Source organism: Pinisolibacter sp. DMC100, assembly GCF_056313705.1.
In genome coordinates, this window is the sequence record NZ_JBQUZT010000001.1 from 167,316 (window position 1) to 188,760 (window position 21,445).

The 21,445-nt window shown below is 69.1% G+C and carries 15 protein-coding genes; 8 read left to right on the forward strand and 7 right to left on the reverse strand.

Annotation, left to right across the window (positions count from 1 at the left end; genetic code table 11):
* Positions 1–11: 11 nt before the first annotated feature.
* From odhB to ACT541_RS00855, 7 genes are all read right to left on the reverse strand, one after another.
* A complete protein-coding gene (gene odhB, locus ACT541_RS00825; protein ID WP_476133519.1) occupies positions 12–1,235 on the reverse strand; it encodes a 2-oxoglutarate dehydrogenase complex dihydrolipoyllysine-residue succinyltransferase in 1,224 nt (407 codons plus the stop codon).
* Positions 1,236–1,316: 81 nt separating this feature from the next.
* Positions 1,317–4,292, reverse strand: coding sequence for a 2-oxoglutarate dehydrogenase E1 component (locus ACT541_RS00830; protein WP_476133520.1), 2,976 nt, complete (start codon positions 4,290–4,292; stop codon positions 1,317–1,319).
* Positions 4,293–4,556: 264 nt separating this feature from the next.
* A complete protein-coding gene (sucD, locus tag ACT541_RS00835; RefSeq protein ID WP_476133521.1) occupies positions 4,557–5,441 on the reverse strand; it encodes a succinate--CoA ligase subunit alpha in 885 nt (294 codons plus the stop codon).
* A 4-nt stretch (positions 5,442–5,445) separates the two neighbouring features.
* On the reverse strand, positions 5,446–6,642 hold the full coding sequence (gene sucC / locus ACT541_RS00840) for an ADP-forming succinate--CoA ligase subunit beta (protein ID WP_476133523.1): 1,197 nt from the start codon (positions 6,640–6,642) through the stop codon (positions 5,446–5,448).
* Between the two features lie 247 nt (positions 6,643–6,889).
* Entirely contained in the window at positions 6,890–7,852 is a 963-nt protein-coding gene (mdh, locus tag ACT541_RS00845) for a malate dehydrogenase (protein ID WP_476133524.1), read from the reverse strand.
* A gap of 158 nt (positions 7,853–8,010) precedes the next feature.
* Entirely contained in the window at positions 8,011–9,201 is a 1,191-nt protein-coding gene (zapE, locus tag ACT541_RS00850) for a cell division protein ZapE (protein ID WP_476133525.1), read from the reverse strand.
* A 174-nt stretch (positions 9,202–9,375) separates the two neighbouring features.
* On the reverse strand, positions 9,376–9,747 hold the full coding sequence (locus ACT541_RS00855; protein WP_476133527.1) for a hypothetical protein: 372 nt from the start codon (positions 9,745–9,747) through the stop codon (positions 9,376–9,378).
* Positions 9,748–10,027: 280 nt separating this feature from the next.
* On the opposite strand from ACT541_RS00855, the gene ACT541_RS00860 reads away from it, so the two are divergent.
* The 8 genes from ACT541_RS00860 to ACT541_RS00895 all read left to right on the forward strand — a co-directional run bounded on the left by ACT541_RS00860 (position 10,028) and on the right by ACT541_RS00895 (position 21,425).
* Complete coding sequence (locus tag ACT541_RS00860) at positions 10,028–10,978, forward strand: threonine/serine dehydratase (protein ID WP_476133528.1); 951 nt, start codon at positions 10,028–10,030, stop codon at positions 10,976–10,978.
* A gap of 62 nt (positions 10,979–11,040) precedes the next feature.
* Positions 11,041–11,694 carry a carbonic anhydrase gene (locus tag ACT541_RS00865; protein WP_476133530.1) on the forward strand — a complete coding sequence of 218 codons (654 nt, stop codon included), beginning with the start codon at positions 11,041–11,043 and terminating at the stop codon, positions 11,692–11,694.
* Between the two features lie 143 nt (positions 11,695–11,837).
* Complete coding sequence (gene leuB / locus ACT541_RS00870; RefSeq protein WP_476133532.1) at positions 11,838–12,947, forward strand: 3-isopropylmalate dehydrogenase; 1,110 nt, start codon at positions 11,838–11,840, stop codon at positions 12,945–12,947.
* Positions 12,948–13,028: 81 nt separating this feature from the next.
* Entirely contained in the window at positions 13,029–13,439 is a 411-nt protein-coding gene (locus ACT541_RS00875; RefSeq protein ID WP_476133534.1) for a DUF6228 family protein, read from the forward strand.
* 179 nt (positions 13,440–13,618) lie between these two features.
* Positions 13,619–16,921, forward strand: coding sequence for a transglutaminase family protein (locus tag ACT541_RS00880; protein ID WP_476133536.1), 3,303 nt, complete (start codon positions 13,619–13,621; stop codon positions 16,919–16,921).
* 31 nt (positions 16,922–16,952) lie between these two features.
* A complete protein-coding gene (locus ACT541_RS00885; protein ID WP_476133538.1) occupies positions 16,953–19,484 on the forward strand; it encodes a circularly permuted type 2 ATP-grasp protein in 2,532 nt (843 codons plus the stop codon).
* Positions 19,484–20,404 carry a transglutaminase family protein gene (locus ACT541_RS00890; RefSeq protein WP_476133539.1) on the forward strand — a complete coding sequence of 307 codons (921 nt, stop codon included), beginning with the start codon at positions 19,484–19,486 and terminating at the stop codon, positions 20,402–20,404. The genes ACT541_RS00885 and ACT541_RS00890 overlap by 1 nt, the downstream gene beginning before the upstream one ends.
* A gap of 214 nt (positions 20,405–20,618) precedes the next feature.
* Entirely contained in the window at positions 20,619–21,425 is an 807-nt protein-coding gene (locus ACT541_RS00895; protein WP_476133541.1) for a DUF2189 domain-containing protein, read from the forward strand.
* Positions 21,426–21,445 lie beyond the last annotated feature (20 nt).

Below are 21,445 nucleotides of genomic sequence, written 5' to 3' on the forward strand. Positions count from 1 at the left end.
ATCCTGCCGGATCAGATGTCCATCACCAGACGCTGCGGATCCTCGATCAGCTCCTTGATGCGGACGAGGAAGGTGACCGCCTCCTTGCCGTCGATGACGCGGTGATCGTAGGAGAGCGCCATGTACATCATCGGACGGATGACGATCTGGCCGTTCTTGACCACCGGCCGCTCCTCGATGCGGTGCAGGCCGAGGATGCCCGACTGCGGCGCGTTGAGGATCGGGGTCGACATCAGCGAGCCGTAGACGCCGCCGTTGGAGATGGTGAAGGTGCCGCCCTGCATCTCCTCGATCTTCAGCTGGCCGTCGCGGGCGCGGCGACCGAAGTCGGCGATGGTCTTCTCGACGCCGGCGATCGACAGCTTGTCGGCGTCGCGCACCACCGGAACCACCAGACCCTTGTCGGAGCCCACCGCCACGGCGATGTTGTAGTAGTTCTTGAAGACGAGATCCTGACCGTCGATCTCGGCGTTGACCGCCGGGATGTCCTTCAGCGCGGCGACCGCGGCCTTGACGAAGAGGCCCATGAAGCCCAGACGCGCGCCGTGCTTCTTCTCGAAGATGTCCTTGTACTGGGTGCGCAGGGCCATCGCCGCGCTCATGTCGACGTCGTTGAACGTCGTCAGCATGGCGGCGGTGTTCTGCGCCTCCTTGAGGCGGCGGGCGATGGTCTGGCGCAGCTTGGTCATGCGCACGCGCTCTTCACGGGCGGCATCTTCCGGCGCCGAGGCCGGACGCGGCGCGGCGACCGCCACCGGGGCGGCGGCCGGCGCGGCGGCGGTCTTCACGCCCGAGGCCACCGCGGCGAGCACGTCGCCCTTCAGCACCTGACCGCGCTTGCCGGAACCGGCATCGACGGCGACGCCGGTGTCGGCCATCAGCTTGGCGGCGGCCGGCGACGGCGGCATCGTGGTCGAGGACGCGGTCGGAGCGGCGGCCGGAGCGGCAGCCGGGGCCGCCGCCGCGGCGGCAGCGGCCGGAGCCGCCGAGGCGGCGCCGCCTTCGGCCAGCGTGCCGAGCAGCGCGCCGACGCCGACGGTGTCGCCGTCCTTGGCGACGATCGCCTCGAGCACGCCGTTGCCCGGCGAGGGCACTTCGACCGTCACCTTGTCGGTTTCGAGCTCGACCAGCGGCTCGTCGGCCTTCACCGCCTCGCCCGGCTTCTTGAACCACTTCGCGATGGTCGCCTCGGTGACGGATTCGCCGAGCGTCGGAACCTTGATCTCGATCGCCATGATCGTCGTCTCTTCGTTTTGATCGTTTTCAGGATCGTCCGACCGATCGGCGTCTGCGCCGACCGGAGGGCTCGGATGTCGTCACGCCTTGAAGCAGTCTTCCAGGAACGCCTCGAGCTGCGCCTTGTGGCGCGAGGCCAGACCCGTCGCGGTGGCCGCCGAGGCCGGGCGACCGGCATAGCGCGCCCGCTTGGAGGCCCCGCCGACCTGGGTCAGCACCCACTCGAGATAGGGTTCGATGAAGGACCAGGCGCCCATGTTCTTCGGCTCTTCCTGGCACCACACCACTTCCGCGCCCTTGAAGCGCGACAGCAGGCGGACCAGGGACTTCACCGGCGTCGGGAAGATCTGCTCGACGCGCATCAGATAGACGTCGTCGATGCCGCGCCGTTCGCGATCCTCCAGCAGGTCGTAGTAGACCTTGCCGGTGCACAGCACGACGCGACGGATCTTGTCGTCGGCGACCAGCTTCGTGGTCGTCGGCTCCTTGCCGGACTCCGCCGAGTCGATGAGGATGCGGTGGAAGCGCGAGTTCTCGGCGAGCAGATCCAGCGTCGACACCGCCCGCTTGTGGCGCAGCAGCGACTTCGGCGTCATCAGGATGAGCGGCTTGCGGAAGTCGCGCATCAGCTGGCGGCGCAGGATGTGGAAGTAGTTCGCCGGCGTCGTGCAGTTGGCGACCTGCATGTTGTCTTCCGCGCACATCTGCAGATAGCGCTCGAGACGGGCGGAGGAGTGCTCCGGACCCTGACCCTCGTAGCCGTGCGGCAGCAGGCAGACGAGGCCCGACATGCGCAGCCACTTGCGCTCGCCGCTCGAGATGAACTGGTCGAACACCACCTGGGCGCCGTTGGCGAAGTCGCCGAACTGGCCTTCCCACAGCGTCAGCGTGTTCGGCTCGGCCAGCGAATAGCCGTACTCGAAGCCGAGCACCGCCTCTTCCGAGAGCATCGAGTTGATGACCTCGTACTTGGCCTGACCCTCGCCGAGGTTGTTCAGCGGGATGTAGCGGGCCTCGGTCTCCTGATCGTAGAGCACCGTGTGGCGCTGCGAGAACGTGCCGCGCTCGCAGTCCTGACCGGACAGACGGACGCCGAAGCCCTGGCGCGCCAGCGTGCCGAAGGCCAGCGCTTCCGCCGTCGCCCAGTCGATGCCCTCGCCGGTCTCGATCGCCTTGCGGCGGTTGTCGAGGAAGCGGAGGATCGTCTTGTGGACGTTGAAGCCGGCCGGCACCTCGCAGAGCTTGGCACCGATGTCCTTCAGATCGGCCATCGGCGCGCCGGTCGAACCGGAGCGGTCGGAGTCGTCGTGGATGCCGACGGCCTTGAGGCCCGCCCAGCGACCGTCGAGCCAGTCGGCCTTGTTCGGCTTGAACGACTGGCCGGCCTCAAACTCGCCGTTGAGGTGCTTGCGGAACTCCGCCTGCCACTCGTCGACCTCGGCGCGGGTCACCACGCCCTCGCCGACCAGCTTCTCGGCATAGATCGACAGCGTCGAGGGGTGGTTGCGGATCTTCCGATACATGATCGGCTGGGTGAAGCTCGGCTCGTCGCCTTCGTTGTGACCGAAGCGGCGATAGCAGAACATGTCGATCACGACCGGCTTGTGGAACCGCTGCCGGAACTCGATCGCCACCTTGGCGGCGAAGGTCACCGCTTCCGGATCGTCGCCGTTGCAGTGCAGGATCGGCGCCTCGATCATCTTGGCGACGTCCGACGGATAGGGCGACGACCGCGAGAAGCGCGGATAGGTCGTGAAGCCGATCTGGTTGTTGATGATGACGTGGATCGAGCCGGCGGTCTTGTGGCCCTTGAGGCCGGAGAGACCGAAGCACTCGGCCACCACGCCCTGACCGGCGAAGGCCGCGTCGCCGTGCAGCAGCAGCGGCAGCACCTGGATGCGCTCGTCGAGCGGGATGATCTCCGCCGTCGGATCCTTGGCGAGCTGGTCCTGCTTGGCGCGGGCCTTGCCGAGCACCACCGGATTGACGATCTCGAGGTGCGACGGGTTGGCGGTCAGCGACAGGTGGACGCGATTGCCGTCGAACTCGCGGTCGGAGGAAGCACCGAGGTGGTACTTCACGTCGCCCGAACCCTCGACCTCGTCGGGGGCGAAGGAGCCGCCCTTGAACTCGTGGAACAGCGCCCGGTGCGGCTTGCCCATCACCTGGGTCAGCACGTTGAGGCGACCGCGGTGGGCCATGCCGACCACGATTTCCTTCACGCCGAGATTGCCGCCGCGCTTGATGATCTGCTCCAGCGCCGGGATAAGCGCCTCGCCGCCGTCGAGACCGAACCGCTTGGTGCCGGTGTACTTGACGTCGAGGAACTTCTCGAAGCCCTCGGCCTCGATCAGCTTCTTGAGGATGGCGCGCTTGCCCTCGCGGGTGAAGGCGATCTGCTTGTCCGGACCCTCGATGCGCTCCTGGATCCAGGCCTTCTCGTGGGCGTCGGAAATGTGCATGAACTCGACGCCGAGCGTCGAGCAGTAGGTGCGGCGCAGGATCTCGACCATCTCGCGCACGGTCGCGAACTCGAGACCGAGGACGTGGTCGATGAAGATCTTGCGATCCATGTCGGCTTCGGTGAAGCCCCAGGACGCCGGATGCAGCTCCTCGTGGTCCTTGTCGGCCGCGATGTCGAGCGGGTCGAGACGGGCGTGCAGATGGCCGCGCATGCGATAGGCGCGGATCATCATGATGGCGCGGACCGAGTCGCGCGCCGCCGCCTGCAGCTGGTCCTGGGTGATGGCGACGCCCTTGGCGTCGGCCTTGCCCTTGACCTTGTCCTTGAGCGTCTTCTCGAGCCAGGCCCAGTCGCCGTCGAGCGTCGAGACCATCTCGCCGGAGGCCGGGATCGGCCAGTTCGACCGCTTCCAGGCCGGACCCTTGGCGCTCTTCAGCACGCCCGACTTGTCGTCGGCGAGTTCGGCGAAGAAGGCTCGCCAGCTCGCGTCGACCGACGCCGGGTTCTCCTCGTACCGGGCATGCAATTCCTCGATCCAGGCGGCATTGCCACCGTAGAGGAAGGAAGTCAGCTGGCTCTCGTCACGTTCCATGGTGCGTCCCGAAACCTCGCGGCTCCGCCTCGATGTCGTTTCCGGAGGACCCTCGCCGAAGCGTGGATCCCGCCATCCGCCGGCGTCGCCGCCGATCTATCGAATCGATTGACGTGCAGGTCGTGCACGCTCGATCCGCATCTCGTCTCCCCGCCCCCGCGGCGGGGGCGACACGCCGTCTCGCCGGCGCCGGCGGCGGGTCTCGGACCGGGTCCGTGCCCCGCGGGAACGACGAGGGGAGCCGCCGGCTCCCCTCGCAGTCGATCACTTCTCGAAGGCCTTGATGGCTTCCAGAAGGGTCTCGCCGAGGCGCGCCGGCGACGGCGACACGTTGATGCCCGCCTTGGACATCGCCGCCATCTTCGACTTGGCGTCGCCCTTGCCGCCCGACACGATCGCGCCGGCGTGGCCCATGCGACGGCCCGGAGGGGCCGAGACGCCGGCGATGAAGCCGGCCATCGGCTTCTTGATCGGATGCGCGGCGATGAACTCCGCCGCCTCTTCCTCGGCCGAACCGCCGATCTCGCCGATCATGATGATCGACTGGGTCTCCGGGTCGTTCAGGAACATGTCGAGCATGTCGATGAACTCGGTGCCCTTGACCGGGTCGCCGCCGATGCCGACCGCCGTCGTCTGGCCGAGGCCGACGTCCGAGGTCTGCTTGACCGCTTCATAGGTCAGGGTGCCGGAGCGCGACAGGATGCCGACGGAGCCACGCTTGAAGATGTGGCCCGGCATGATGCCGATCTTGCACTCGTTCGGGGTGAGCACGCCCGGGCAGTTCGGCCCGATCAGGCGCGACTTGGAGCCCTTGAGCGCCTTGCCGACCTTGACCATGTCCATCACCGGGATGCCCTCGGTGATGCAGACGATCAGCGGGATCTCCGCGTCGATCGCCTCGAGGATCGCGTCGGCCGCGAAGGGCGGCGGGACGTAGATCGCGGAGGCGTCGGCGCCGGTAGCGGCCTTGGCCTGCCAGACGGTGTCGTAGATCGGCAGGCCGAGGTGGGTCTGACCACCCTTGCCCGGCGTCACGCCGCCGACCATCTTGGTGCCGTAGGCGATGGCCTGTTCGGAGTGGAAGGTCCCCTGCGCGCCGGTGAAGCCCTGGCAGATGACCTTGGTGTCCTTGGTGACGAGAATCGACATCTGATCAAGCTCCCCGAACGGCCTTGACGATCTTCTGAGCGGCGTCGTCCAGGTTGTCGGCCGGGATGACGTTGAGGCCGGACTCGCGGATGATCTGCTTGCCCAGTTCTTCGTTGGTGCCGGTCAGACGGACCACCAGCGGAACCTGCAGGCCGACCGCCTTCACCGCCGCCAGCACGCCGCGCGCGATGATGTCGCACTTCATGATGCCGCCGAAGATGTTGACCAGGATGCCCTTCACGTTCGGATCGGAGGTGATGATCTTGAACGCGGCCGTCACCTTTTCTTCGCTGGCACCGCCACCGACGTCGAGGAAGTTGGCCGGGCTCTCGCCGTAGAGCTGGATGATGTCGAGGGTGGCCATGGCCAGACCCGCGCCGTTGACCATGCAGCCGATCGTGCCGTCGAGCGCGATGTAGGCGAGGTCGAACTTGGAAGCCTCGATCTCCTTGGCGTCCTCCTCGGTCTCGTCGCGCAGGGCGACGACGTCGGGGTGACGGAAGAGCGCGTTGCTGTCGAAGTTCACCTTGGCGTCGAGGACCTTGAGGTCGCCCTGCTTGGTGACGATCAGCGGGTTGATCTCGAGCATCGCCATGTCCTTGTCGACGAAGGCGCGATAGAGATCGGCGATCAGCTTCACCGCCTGCTTGATCTGGGCACCCTGGAGGCCCAGCGCATAGGCGATGTTGCGGCCGACGTAGGGCTGGAAGCCCGCGGCCGGATCGACGTGGAAGGTGTGGATCTTCTCCGGCGTGTCGTGGGCGACCGCCTCGATGTCCATGCCGCCCTCGGTCGAGACGACGAAGCCGACGGAACCCGTGGCGCGGTCGATCAGCGCCGAGAGATAGAGCTCGCGCTCGATGTCGGAGCCGTCCTCGATGTAGAGGCGGTTCACCTGCTTGCCGGCCGGGCCGGTCTGCACGGTGACGAGCGTGTTGCCGAGCATCTCCTTGGCGAAGGCCTCCACCTCCGCGACGGACTTGGCGAGACGCACACCACCCTTGGCGTCGGCCGGGAGTTCCTTGAACTTGCCCTTGCCGCGGCCACCCGCGTGGATCTGCGACTTCACGACCCAGAGCGGGCCTCCGAGCTCCTCCGCCGCCTTCGCGGCCTCGGCCGGGGTGAACGCGGGGATACCGCGCGACACCGGCGCACCGTATTCGCGAAGGATCGCCTTCGCCTGGTATTCGTGGATGTTCATCGCCTCGTCTCGCCTCGAAGAATTCGATTGAGAAACTGTCGGAATCGGCAGTCGACCGACATGCGGCGCGTCGATCACGCACCCCATCGAGCCGTCCGCGACGACGATACGAGGTCACCCCCCGCTCGCAGGTCCTCCACCCGCGAGAAGACGGAGCCGGCTTGTCTTCCGGCTCCGCGCATCGATCGACCGATTCCGCTGGGCGCCCCGGGGATCGGGACGCCCGAAGGAATTCCGTTCAGGACGCTCAGGCGAGCGCCGGCTGAATCTGCTTGCAGGCGTCCACGAGGCCGGTCACCGAGGCGACGGACTTCTTGAACTGCTCCGCTTCGGTGGCGTCGAACTCCACCTGGACGATCTTCTCGACGCCGCCGGCGCCGATCAGCGCCGGAACGCCGACGTACATGTCCTTGAGGCCGTACTCGCCGTTCAGCGCCGCGGCCACCGGGAGAATGCGCTTCTGGTCCTTGAGATAGGACTCCGCCATCGCGATCGCCGAAGCGGCCGGGGCGTAGAAGGCCGAACCGGTCTTGAGCAGGCCGACGATCTCGGCGCCGCCCTTGCGGGTGCGGTCGACGATCGCGTCGAGCTTCTCCTGGGTGAGCCAGCCCAGCTTGACGATTTCCGGCAGCGGCACGCCGCCGATGGTCGAATAGCGCACCAGCGGGACCATGTCGTCGCCGTGGCCGCCCAGCGTCATCGCATGGACGTCCTTGACGGAGACGCCGGTCGCCTCGGCGAGGAAGTAGCGGAAGCGGGCCGAGTCCAGCACGCCGGCCATGCCGACCACCTTGTTAGCCGGCAGGCCGGAGAACTTCTGCAGCGCCCACACCATCGCGTCGAGCGGGTTGGTGATGCAGATGACGAAGGCGTTCGGGGCGAATTCCTTGATGCCGGCGCCGACCTTCTCCATGACGGAGAGGTTGATGCCCAAGAGATCGTCGCGGCTCATGCCCGGCTTGCGCGGCACACCGGCGGTCACGATGATGACGTCGGCACCGGCGATCGCCTCGTAGGACGACGCGCCCGAGAGCGCCGCATCGAAGCCGTCGACCGGCGAGGACTCGGCGATGTCGAGCGCCTTGCCCTGCGGAACGCCGTCGACGATGTCGAACAGGACGATGTCGCCGAGCTCCTTGAGGCCCGCCAGATGAGCGAGCGTGCCGCCGATTTGACCCGCGCCGATGAGGGCGATCTTTTTCCGCGCCATTTCAGAGGTTTCCCTTTTCGTCAATCGGAAGTCGGTGCGACATCCTGTCGTGCGGTTCGATACTCTGTTCCGGGAAGGGGTGCAAGTCGGCCGAAGGTTTACCACCCCCCGCAAAACGACTGAAAAAGCGGCAATTTCATTGCAATTTGCAAGAGGTTTCAGGTTGGCTCGGAACCGTCGTCCGAGCCCTCGTCGTCCTCCCGCAGGACCCCTCCGTTGACCCCCAGATGGGGGCTCGCCGCATATTCTTCCGAACGCATCTCGGTCAGCCGCGAGACGGTGCGGGCGAACTCGAACGTCTCCGTTCCTTCCACCCCTGTCCACAGCGCTTCCGGTTCGGCCGCGGCCGACACGACCACCTTGACCCGGCAGTCGTAGAGCGCGTCGACGAGGTTGATCAGCCGTTTGGCCGCATTGCGGCGGTCGGGCGTCAACACCGGAACACGCTCGATCATCACCGTGTGATAGCGCCGCGCCACCTGGAGATAGTCGGCGGCGGCGAGCGGCCGGTCGCAGAGATCGAGGAAGTCGAAACGCGCGAAGGGTCCGCAGGCCTGCGGCACCCGGATCTCGCGGCCGCGGAAGGGGATCGCCTCCGGCGCGCTCGGCCGGTGGTCGATCAGGCGGAACCACGCCTCTTCCATCGCCAGATCCGTCGCCGGACCGAGCGGCGTGGTCCACACCGCGTCGGCGTCGGTCTTTTCCAGCCGATAGTCGGTCGCCGCCGCCAGTCGCTCGACGTCGACGTGGGACTGCAGCAGCGCGATGAAGGGCAGGAACAGCGCCCGGTTGAGCCCGTCCCTGTAGAGATCCTGCGGCGCCACGTTGGAGGTGGCGACCACCACCACGCCGGCCTCGAACAGCTTCTCGAACAGCCGTCCGAGGATCATCGCATCGGCGATGTCGTAGACGGCGAACTCGTCGAAGCACAGCAGCCGCGTCTCCTCGGCGATCTGGGCGGCGACCGGTGCGATCGGATCGTCGCCCTTGATGCGGCCGGCGAGAATGTCGCCGCGCGCCCGGTGGATGCGATCCTGCACGTCGGCCATGAAGGCATGGAAATGCGCCCGCCGCTTCTTCTGGACCTTGGAGGCCTCGTGGAAGAGGTCCATCAGCATGGTCTTGCCGCGGCCGACGTCGCCGTGGACGTAGAGCCCGCGGATCGTCTCCCGCTTGGGCGCCTTGCGCTGGAACAGCCAGCCGAGCGACGAGCCCTTGACCGCGAGATCGGAGGTGGCGATCTCCTTCTCCAGCCGATCGAGCCGCTTGGTCAGCCGCACCTGGGCCGGATCGGAGGAGATGGCGCCGGAGGCGACCAGCGCCTCGTAGCGGCCGGAGACGGTGTGCATCCTGTCTTCGGAATGCGGCATGTCGGGACGATCGCTCCGCTCGAGGGCGAGGGAGAGATGCCCGCTCGGCCCGGTCAGTCTCCGGTAGCCCGGCGACGGAGCCGCTGTCAAAGCAAGGGTGACCTGCACGACGCACGACCTTCGTCGCGGGCGGCTCGCCCGATCGACGTCCGTTCAGGCGCGGGCGTCGGTGCGACGGCCCAGCCGCCGGACGTTGGCACGCAGCCGCGACCGCGCCGGTTCGACGGCCGCCCGTGCCACGTCGATCGCCGCGTCGAGCGGCGTCTCGCTGCCACCCAGCACCCGCCCGAAGGCGAGCCCGCTCTCCAGCATCGCCGCCACGGCCCCTTCGGCCGCCGCATCGATCTTCTCGGCCAGCATCCGCGCCGGCTCGCCCGTCGGCATCGCCTCCGGATCGACCAGAGCCCCGAGCGCCGCGTCGGTGCGCAACGCGATCACCATCGGCGAGAGGCTGGCGATCTCGGTGCAGGCCCTGCCGAGGGCGACCAGATGGTCGAGCGTGTTGGAGACGGGGTGTTCGGTCATGGGCATCCTCGTGGCGCCACCGAGGATCGGCAACGCCGCCGGCTTCGCGGCGATCATCCATTGTAGACGGCCGCACCGTCGCCGCAAGCAATTATGTTGCAGTGCAACATTTCGTTCGGAAGCCGACCGCAGGATGCGGGATCGAAGGCCCGCCCTGCGCCCTGCGCTCTTGGCGAAAGGGGCGCGATCCGCTATGCGTCGGCCGCATGTCCTCATCGCCGCCGGCGAGATCGGCGAACCCTTCGCCGGGGACGACAGACGAGGGAGCGACGCGCGAACCATGGCCGAAGTGCTCTCCCCCGCGGCCGTCGAGGCCGCAGAGGCCCGCATCCGCCCCCATGTGCGGCACACCCCCGGCATGATCGTCGAAGGCGCCGCCTTCGGCCTCGCCGACCGGGTCCATCTGAAACTCGAGCTGTTCCAGCACACCGGATCGTTCAAGGCGCGCGGCGCCTTCAACAATCTCCTCGCCCGACCGGTGCCGAAGATCGGCGTGACCGCGGCCTCCGGCGGCAACCACGGCGCCGCCGTGGCCTATGCCGCCGCCTGCCTCGGCCACCGTGCCCGCATCTTCGTGCCGACCGTGTCGAGCCCGGTGAAGGTCGACCGCATCCGCGCCTACGGCGCCGAGGTGGTGGTCGCCGGCGATCGCTATGCCGACGCCGCCCTCCTCTCCGAGGCCTGGGCGAAGGAGAGCGGCGCCCTCGTCGTCCATCCCTACGACAGCCCCTACACCATCGCCGGTCAGGGCACCGTCGGTCTGGAGTGGGAGGAAGACGCGGTCGACGGCCTCGACACCGTGCTGGTGGCGGCCGGCGGCGGCGGCCTCGTCTCGGGCGTCGCGCTGTGGTTCCACGGCCGCACCCGGGTGATCGCCGTCGAGCCGCAGGGCTCGCGCGCCCTCCACGCCGCCCGCGAGGCCGGACGCCCGGTCGACGTCGAGACCGAATCCGTCGCCGTCGACAGCCTCGGCGCCAAGCGGGTCGGCGAGCTGGTCCATGCCATCGCCGAGGATTTCGTCGACGACGTGCTGCTCGTCCCCGACAGCGCCATCGTCGAGGCACAGACTCGTCTGTGGTCGAGCCTGCGCATCGCCGCGGAGCCGGGCGGCGCCACCGCACTGGCCGCGCTGCTGGCACGGCGCTACATGCCACGTGCCGGGGAACGGGTCGGCGTGCTGGTGTGCGGCGGCAACGTCGACCTCACCGCGCTCGCCGCCCTCGCCGGCTGAGACCCTTCGCCCCGAAGAGGCGCCGCCCGCCCGAACGCGCGGTGCCGACAAAGGAGCCTCGCATGCTGCCCAGACGCCTTCTCGACGGTTACGCCTCGTTCCGCAACGGCCGCTTCCAGGCCGAGAACGAGCGCTACCGCCGCCTCGCCGAGACCGGACAGAACCCCGGCGTGCTGATCATCGCCTGCTGCGACAGCCGTGCCGCGCCGGAACTGATCTTCGACGCCTCGCCCGGCGAGATCTTCGTGGTGCGCAACGTCGCCAACCTGGTGCCGCCCTACGCCCCCGACGACGACTACCACGGCACCTCCGCCGCGCTGGAGTTCGCGGTGATGGCGCTGAAGGTCAAGGACGTCATCGTCATGGGCCACGGCCGCTGCGGCGGCATCAAGGCGGCGCTCGCCTCCGACACGGCCGAGCCGCTGTCGCCCGGCAACTTCATCGGCAAGTGGATCTCGCTGCTCGAGAAGCCCAAGGCCGAGTGCCTCTGCCACGGCGACGCCACCGAGGAGGAGCGGATCAACCGCCTCGAGCACATGTCGATCGTCAATTCTCTGGCGAACCTGCGCACCTTCCCCTGCATCCGCATCCTGGAGCGCAAGGGCGAGATCTGCCTGCACGGCGCCTGGTTCGACATCGCGCTCGGCGAGCTGCACGTCTACGACGAGTTCGCCGAGGTCTGGAACCGGCTCGACACGCCCGACATCGCCGCCTGAGCCGGGCGCCGGCGGAAATCCGACCATTTGCCGGCATTTCCCGGCAGGCGATCGTTGATGCCGGTCGCCGGACTTGCTAGAGGGTGGCCCCGCGCGGGCCACCGCTCACCCCTATTTTTCAGCCCTCCCGAGGAACCGAACCCATGGCCTCCTTCAATCTCTTCCTTCTGCCCGGCGACGGCATCGGCACCGAAATCATGGTCGAGGTGGAGAAGGTCGTCTCCTGGTTCGAGAAGCGTGGGCTGGCCACCTTCGAGCGCGAGCGCGGCCTCGTCGGCGGCTGCGCCTACGACGCCCACGGCAAGGCGATCTCCGACGGCGACATGGCGCTGGCCCAGGCCTCCGACGCCGTCATCTTCGGCGCCGTCGGCGGTCCGAAGTGGGCCGACGTTCCCTACGAGGTCCGCCCGGAAGCCGGCCTGCTGCGCCTGCGCAAGGACCTCGGCCTCTTCGCCAACCTGCGCCCGGCGATCTGCTATCCGGCGCTGGCCGACGCCTCGGCGCTGAAGCGCGAGCTGGTCGAGGGCCTCGACATCCTGATCGTGCGCGAGCTCACCGGCGGCGTCTATTTCGGCGAGCCGAAGGAGATCGTGACGCTGGAGAACGGCGAGAAGCGCGCCGTCGACACCCAGCTCTACACCACCTCGGAGATCGACCGCATCGCCCGCGTCGCCTTCGACCTCGCCCGCACCCGCGGCGCCAAGGTCCACTCGGCCGAGAAGCACAACGTGATGAAGTCGGGCGTGCTGTGGAAGCAGGTCGTGACCGCGGTCGGCAAGGAGTATCCGGACGTCGCCCTCGAGCACATCCTCGCCGACAACTGCGCCATGCAGCTCGTCCGTCGCCCCAAGCAGTTCGACGTCATCGTCTGCGACAACCTCTTCGGCGACATCCTCTCCGACGTCGCGGCGATGCTGACCGGCTCGCTCGGCATGCTGCCCTCCGCCTCGCTCGGCGCCCCCGATCCCAAGACCGGCCGCGCCAAGTCGATGTACGAGCCCGTCCACGGCTCGGCCCCCGACATCGCCGGCAAGGGGCTGGCCAACCCGATCGCCATGATCGGCTCCTTCTCGATGGCTCTGCGCTATTCGCTCGGCCTCGGCGAGGCGGCCGACCTGCTCGACGGCGCGATCTCCGACGTGCTCGCCTCCGGCATCCGCACCGCCGACATCGCCAAGGCCGGCGAGAACACCGTCTCGACCACCGAGATGGGCGAAGCCGTGATCAAGGCCCTCGACGCCCGCACCAAGTGATCGGATGGAAGTCGGGGGCGAACCCGCCCCCGACTTCCGGCATTTCGCCATGTGCAATGATCGGCATGCGACGGGTGACCCATGACGGACTCCGAGAGCGAGACCTCACTGCGGATTGCCTCGTCTGAAGATCCCGGTCGTTCACTGAGCTTCGTGCGTCGGCGTGGAATGCCCGGCGACATTGATTTCGATGTCGAGTACGTCGGCACGGCTTTCTCTGGAGCCGTCCGTTGTTCGACCTGTTTTTCAGGCAGTCCGGCACGTCTCTTCACCGAAGTCGCCCGAGACTGGCGTGGCTGGTCGGGCGAGAAGATTTGGGGCGACATCGATGGCGCCCTGACGCTGAGGGCGACGTGCGACAGTCTCGGACACGTCGGGCTGAACGTTCGAATGCGAGATCCGTCCGGCGACCAACTCGAAGGCAAGGTGACTCTCGAAGCTGGAAAGCTCGACCACTGGGCCCGGAAAATGGCGCAACTCCTGCCCGACTGACGTCGCTTCGCACCGTCGACCGGGCCGTTGCGCCGACAGATTCTCGAAATCGCTTCGAGCCGCCCCTGCCCGAGAAGTGGGCACCGCCTGCCCCCAATCGTACCTTGCGCCGCGCTGCACACGGTTTAGGCTGACGCCAGACGTCCGGTCGCTGCCCCCTTTGCCGAGAGAGCCACGCCTTGGCCATTCAAGTCGCCCTGCACCACCTCACCGCCTATGCCTACGATCGCCCGGTCCAGCTCGGGCCGCAGATCATCCGGTTGAGGCCGGCGCCCCACTGCAAGACGAAGGTGACGAGCTATTCGCTCCGCATCACGCCGGAGAACCACTTCGTCAACTGGCAGCAGGACCCGCACGGCAACTGGCTCGCCCGTTTCGTCTTCCCCGAGACGACGCGCGAGTTCCGCATCGAGGTCGACCTGCTGACCGAGATGGCGGTGTTCAACCCCTTCGACTTCTTCCTCGAGGAATATGCCGAGACCTTCCCCTTCGCCTACAAGCCGGAGCTGGCGGAGGAGCTGAAGCCCTATCTCGTGGCCGAGAAGACCGGCGAGCGCTTCGAGACCTATCTCGAGGCGGTGCGCGAGACCGACGTCCGCACGGTGGACTATCTCGTCCGCCTCAACCAGCGCCTCAGCCAGGACATCCGCTACGTCATCCGCATGGAGCCGGGCGTGCAGGAGCCCGACGAGACGCTGGAGCTCGGCTCCGGTTCGTGCCGCGACACCGCCTGGCTGCTGGTCCAGATCGCCCGCCGCATGGGGCTCGCCGCCCGCTTCGTCTCCGGCTACCTGATCCAGCTGAAGCCGGACGTGAAGGCGCTCGACGGCCCGTCCGGCACCGACCACGACTTCACCGACCTGCATGCGTGGTGCGAGGTCTACCTGCCCGGCGCCGGCTGGATCGGCCTCGACCCGACCTCCGGTCTCTTCGCCGGCGAAGGACACCTGCCGCTCTGCGGCACGCCGCACTATCGCTCGGCCGCGCCGATCACCGGTCTGGTCGATCCGGCCGAGGTGCAGTTCGAATTCGACATGCACATCGACCGCATCGCCGAGAAGCCGCGCGTCACCGCGCCCTTCTCCGACGAGGCCTGGGAAGCGCTCGACGCGCTCGGCACCCGCGTCGACGAGGATCTCGCCCGCCACGACGTCCGCCTGACCATGGGCGGCGAGCCGACCTTCGTGTCGATCGACGACTACCAGTCGGCCGAATGGAACACCGCCGCGGTCGGCCCGACCAAGCGCGTCAAGGCCGACGAGCTGATCCGCCGCCTGCGCGAGGGCTTCGCCCCCGGCGGCTTCCTGCACTACGGTCAGGGCAAGTGGTATCCCGGCGAGAGCCTGCCGCGCTGGGCCTTTGCCCTCTACTGGCGCAAGGACGGCAAGCCGATCTGGCGCGATCCGACGCTGATCGCCTCCGAAGGCGACACCCACGCCGCGACGGCCGAACATTCGAAGCTGATCGCCGACGGCGTCGCCGAACGCCTCGACATCGGCGGCGACTACGTCATTCCGGCCTTCGAAGACCCCGCCCACTGGCTGGTCCAGGAGGCGCAGCTGCCGGTCAATCTCGATCCGTCGAACTCCAAGCTCGAGAACGCCGAGGACCGCCACCGCATCGCCCGCGTCTTCGACCACGGCCTGACCAAACCGACCGGTCACGTCCTCCCCGTCCAGCGTTGGCAGAGCCGCGCCGGTCAGGGCTGGTACTCCGAGAAGTGGCGCCTGCGCCGCGAGAAACTGTTCCTGATCCCCGGCGACAGCCCGGTCGGCTATCGCCTGCCGATCGCCTCGCTGCCGTGGATCCCGCCGTCGTCCTATCCTTACGTGATGGAACTCGACCCCTTCGTCGAGCGTCCCGACCTGCCGGACCCGGACGAGCTGGCGCAGGTCTATCGCCGCACCGGCCCGGCGCAGCGCGTCACCCAGCGCTTCGTCGAGGAGATCGGCGCCGATCAGGTCCGCACCGCCCTGTCGATCGAGCCGCGCGACGGCATCCTCCACGTCTTCATGCCGCCGGTCTCGACGCTGGACGACTATCTGGAGCTCCTCGCCGCGGTCGAGGCCGCGGCCGAGGCCCATCGCCTGCCGGTCCACATCGAGGGCTATCCGCCGCCGTGGGACCCGCGGCTCGAGGTGATCAAGGTCACCCCCGACCCCGGCGTCATCGAGGTCAACGTCCAGCCCGCCGGCTCCTGGGCCGAATGCGTCGACATCACCACGCGGCTCTACGAAGAGGCGCGGCTGTCGCGGCTCGGCACCGAGAAGTTCATGGTCGACGGCCGCCACACCGGCACCGGCGGCGGCAACCACGTCGTGGTCGGCGCCCGTTGGCCCGGCGACAGCCCCTTCCTGCGCCGCCCCGACCTGTTGAAGAGCCTGGTGCTCTACTGGCAGCGCCACCCCTCGCTCAGCTACCTCTTCTCCGGCCTCTTCATCGGCCCGACGTCGCAGGCCCCGCGCATCGACGAGGCCCGCCACGACGGGCTCTACGAACTCGAGATCGCGCTCGCCAACGTGCCGGCCCCGGGCGAGGGCTTCGCGCCGCCGCCGTGGCTGGTCGACCGGCTCTTCCGCAATCTGCTGGTCGACGTCTCGGGCAACACCCATCGCACCGAGATCTGCATCGACAAGCTCTACTCGCCCGACGGGCCGACCGGCCGCCTCGGCCTCGTCGAGTTCCGCTGCTTCGAGATGCCGCCGGACGCGCGCATGTCGCTCGCCCAGCAGCTCCTGTTGCGCGCGATGATCGCCTGGCTGTGGCGCGAGCCGCAGCAGGGCGAGTTCTCGCGCTTCGGCACCGCGCTGCACGACCGCTACATGCTGCCCCACTTCGTGTGGGAGGACTTCCTCGGCGTGCTCGACGACCTCGGCCGCGCCGGCTACGCCTTCGATCCGCTGTGGTTCAAGGCGCAGTTCGAGTTCCGCTTCCCCTATTACGGCACGGTGGAGCACGGCGGCGTGAAGCTCGAGATCCGTCAGGCGCTCGAGCCCTGGCACGTCACCGGCGAAGAAGGCGCGGTCGGCGGCACGGTGCGTTATGTCGACAGTTCGGTCGAGCGCCTGCAGGTGCGCGTCGAGGGCTTCGACCCCAAGCGCCATGTCGTGACCGCGAACGGCCGTCCGGTGCCGCTCGCCTCGACCGGCACCTCCGGCGAGGCGGTGGCGGGCGTGCGCTACAAGGCGTGGCAGCCGGCCTCGGGCTTCCACCCGACCATCCCGACCCACCCGCCGATCACCTTCGACATCCTCGACCGGTGGACCGGACGGTCGCTCGGCGGCTGCGTCTATCACGTCGCCCATCCGGGCGGGCGCAACTACGACACCTTCCCGGTCAACTCCTACGAGGCCGAGGCGCGGCGTCTGGCGCGTTTCGTCGACCACGGCCACACGCCGGGTTTCGTCACCGTTCCCCCGTCCGAGCGGACGAGCGAATACCCCTTGACTCTCGACCTGCGTCGCCCCCCCTCTCGAACCTGAGGAAGGCGACGCGGACACGCGCCCGGGGGGCATGGTGAACTCGACCCAGTTGGAATTGGCGATGCGCTGGTCGGGCGAGGTCGATCCGGCCATCGCCGAGCTCGTCGCCGGCTATCGACCGGTACCCGGCGTCCACGACGAACTCGTGGACGAGGTCGGTCGCATTCGTCCGCACTGGCTGTCGCTGCTCGCCCATCTCGGCCGTCACGGCCCGACCGACGTCGAGGCCCGCTTCGTCGGCGCCGACCGCTATCTGAGCGAGAGCGGCGTCGTCTACCGCGTCTACGAGGACGGTCAGAACTTCGACCGCCCCTGGCCGCTCGCCCATCTGCCGATCGTCCTCGACGCCGCCGACTGGGCCGGCCTCGCCCACGGCGTCGAGCAGCGCGCCCGCCTGTTCGAGGCGCTGATCGCCGACCTGATGGGCCCGGCCGATCTCGTCGCCTCCGGCGCCGTGCCGGCCGCGCTCGTCGCCGGCAATCCCGAGTTCCTGCGCCCCGTCGCCGGCATCCGCCCCAAGGGCGGCCATTTCCTTCATCTCTATGCCGCCGACGTCACCCGCGCGCCCGACGGGCGCTGGTGGGTGCTCGCCGACCGTACCCAGGCGCCGTCGGGTGCCGGCTACGCCATCGAGAACCGCGTCGCCCTGTCGCGCGCCCTGCCGGAGGCCTTCGAGGACATCGGCGTCGAGCGCCTCGGCCCCTTCTTCCAGGCGGTCCGCGTCGGCCTCGCCCAGGTCGCCGCCCGCGGCACCGAACCGCGCATCGCCCTGATGTCGCCGGGGCCGTGGTCCGAGACCTATTTCGAACACGCCTTCCTCGCCCGCTCGCTCGGCTTCCAGCTGGTCGAGGCGGGTGATCTCGTCGCCTCCGAGGCGGGCGTCGCGGTGCGCACCGTCGCCGGTCTCGAGCCGATCGACGTGCTGGTGCGCCGCATCGACGCCGACTGGGCCGATCCGCTCGAGCTCAATCCCGGTTCGCGCCTCGGCGTCCCCGGCCTCGTCGAGGCGGTGCGCGCCGGCCGTGTCGTCGTCAGCAACGCGCTCGGCACCGGTCTGGTCGAGGCCCCGGCGTTGACCGGCTATCTGCCGGCGCTGAGCCGCCGGCTGATCGGCGAGGAACTGGCGCTGCCCAACGTCGCGACCTGGTGGTGCGGCGAGCCGGCGGCGCGCGACACGGTGATCGCCGACCTCGACGATCTGGTGCTCGCCCCCGCCTTCGGCCGCACCCTGCCCGGCATCCTCGACAGCGCCGGCGTGCTCGGCAAGAAGCTGACCCGCGCCGAGCGAGAGCGCTATGCCGCCAAGCTCTCCCGCCGCGGCATCGACTTCGTCGGCCGCGAGCCGCTGCGCCTCTCCACCGCGCCGGTGTGGGAGAAGGGCCGGCTGGTGCCCCGCCCCTTCGCCATCCGCGTCTTCGTCGCCCGCACCGCCGACGGCTGGTCGGTGATGCCCGGCGGCCTCGCCCGTTTCGCCGAACGCTCCGACGTGCGCCTCCTGTCGATGCAGCGCGGCGGCCGCTCCGGCGACGTCTGGGTGCTGGGCCAGCGCGCGGCGAGCCGCAGCGAGGCCAAGCCCGAAGCGCGGCTGATGCCCGAGCCCGACAAGGTGGCGATCCGCCGCGACAACGGCATCCTGCCGTCGCGCGCCGCCGACAACCTGTTCTGGTTCGGCCGCTATCTCGAGCGCGCCGAACAGACTGCCCGTCTGCTGCGCGGCCTCGAGGGCCACGGCGACGACGGCGTCGTCGAGATCTCGCGCGATCTCCAGCGCCGCATCGCCCATCTGCTCGACCAGGGCCTCGCCGTCCCCTCGACCGCCGGCAGCGCCCGCACGCTGGCCGAGGCCGCGGTCTGGTCGCCCCTGCCCGGGGCCGTCGGCCGCCTCGTCGCCGAGGCCCATCGCACCGCCTCGGTGGTGCGCGACCGCCTGTCGCCCGACGCCTGGCGGGCACTCGCCGGCCTGCGCGACCGGCTCGACCGCGGCCTCGACGCCGCCGGACGGCCGCTGCAGGTCTTCGCCGAGGTCGACGGCACGCTCAGGACCATCGCCGCCATCGTCGGCCTCGCCCACGAGACGATGAACCGCCGCGAGGGCTGGCACTTCTTCGATCTCGGCCGCCGCGTCGAACGCGGCATCGGCCTCGCCCGCGCCGCCCGCGGCTTCGGCGACGAGGCGGCCGACACCGACGCCCTCGACATGCTGCTCGACCTCGCCGACGGCCGCGTCACCTATCGCACCCGCTATCTCGGCGGCACGGCGCGCCGCCCGGTGCTCGACCTCGTCCTCCTCGACGAGGCCAATCCGCGCGCCGTCGCCTATCAGGTCGCCCGCATCCTCGACCATCTCGAGAGCCTCGCCGACCGTCGCGAGGGCGACCTGCTGCCGCCGGAACTGAAGACCGCGCGCCGCCTCGCCGCCGAGCTCGAGACCGACGACGCCGGTGTCTTCGACACCGCCCGCATCCGCCGCATCGAGGGCGCGTTGATGGCGATCTCCGACGCGGTCGCCGCCCGCTACTTCACGCAAGGCTCGCTCCTGCCGGCGACGGAGGAGGAGGCCTGATGCGTTTCGACGTCACCCACGTCACCGTCTACGACTGGGGCGGTCCGGTGCCGGTCGCCGACTGCCGACTGCGCCTGACGCCGATCGAGCGGCGCGGCCAGCGCGTCCACGTCTCGCGTCTCGTCATCGATCCGCAGCCCGAACACGTCGTCGACGAGGTCGACTGGTTCGGCAATCACGTCACCCGCATCGCCTTCCGCGCGCCCCACTCGCGCCTGACGCTGCGCTCGACCGCGACGGTGACGACCCTGCCGCTTCTGCCCCTCGACGCCGCCGCCTCCCCCGCCTGGGAGACGATCGCGGCGCGTGCCGCCCAGTCGCACTCGCTCAGCCCCGACGATCCGGTGCAGTTCGTCTTTCCATCCCGCGCCGTGCCGCTGACGCCGGCGGTGACGCGCTGGACGGTCGAATGCTTCACCCCCGGCCGGCCGATCCTCGAGGCGGCGTTGGCGCTGACGCAGCGCATCCATGCCGAGTTCCGCTACATGCCCGGCGTCACCGACGTGGCGACGCCGCTCGCTCGCGCCTTCGAGGAACGCCGCGGCGTCTGCCAGGACTTCGCCCATGTGATGATCGCCGGCCTGCGCGGTCTCGGCCTGCCGGCGGCCTATGTCGGCGGCTATCTGCGCACCCTGCCGCCGCCGGGCAAGCCGCGGCTCGAGGGCGCCGACGCCATGCATGCCTGGGTCGAGGTCTGGTGCGGCGCCGAGCTCGGCTGGATCGGCTTCGATCCGACCAACGCCATCCTCGCCGGCGAGGACCACATCGTCGTCGCCTTCGGCCGCGACTATGCCGACGCCGCCCCGGTGATCGGCATCCTGTCGTCGAGCGGCGAGCAGGGCCTGTCGGTCGCCGTCGACGTGGTCGAGGCGCGAGACCCGGCGCTCGATGCCCTCTCGGTCCCCGCCCCACCGGCCTGAGGCCGCGGCACGACGGCCCTCCGTCTTCCTCCGCCACGACCCACCGGACCTCGCCGCCGCGCGAGGCTGCGTCATCACGTCTAAGGGAAACCACGGATTCCACACTGGCGAAGCGGCCGATTTCCGCTAATCTAATCGATATGACGCCGCAAGGTCGGGGGCCGTCGCCGCCGAGACGCGGCCCCGGCCGGCGGACACCTCGAGGAGGGTTACGATGACGGACGTTTCTCGTTCCCATGCGACCGGCCTGTCGCCCACCGCACCGCGCGTCCTCGACGTCGGCGCCGCCGACGTGATCGAGGCACTGCGCCTCGGCTTCGCCGACTTCCGCGCCGCGCCGGCCTACGGGCTGTTCTTCGGTGGCATCTTCGCCTTCGGCGGCCTGTTCCTGACCTGGCTGACGCTCGGCGCCGGCCTTGGCTGGCTGACCTATCCGATGGCCACCGGCTTCGCCCTGCTCGGCCCCTTCGTCGCCGTCGGCTGCTACGAGGTGAGCCGCCGGCGCGAGGCGGGCCAGCCGCTCGACTTCGCCGCCGTCCTGACCGTGATGGGGCGCCAGAGCGGCCGCGAGTTCGGCTGGATGGCCTTCGTCACGCTCTTCGTCTTCCTGCTCTGGATGTATCAGGTCCGGGTGCTGTTCATCCTGACGCTCGGCCTCGGCGGCTTCGCCACGATGGGCGAGTTCTTCCATGCCGTGACGTCGACGCCCTCGGGCTGGCTCTTCCTCGGCCTCGTCCATCTCGACGGGCTGGTCTTCGCGCTGGTCGCCTTCTCGCTGACCATCGTCGCCTTCCCGCTGCTGCTCGATCGCGAGGTCGACTTCGTCACCGCGATGATCACCTCGGTGCGCACGGTGACGCTCAACCCCAGGACCATGATCTCATGGGGGCTGATCGTCGCCGCGACGCTGTTCCTGTCGATCCTGCCGGCCTTCCTCGGCCTTCTGGTGACGCTGCCGGTGCTCGGCCACGCCACCTGGCATCTCTATCGCCGCATCGTCCTGCCGCAGAGCCCGGCGTGAGCGGCACGACGCCGACCGGT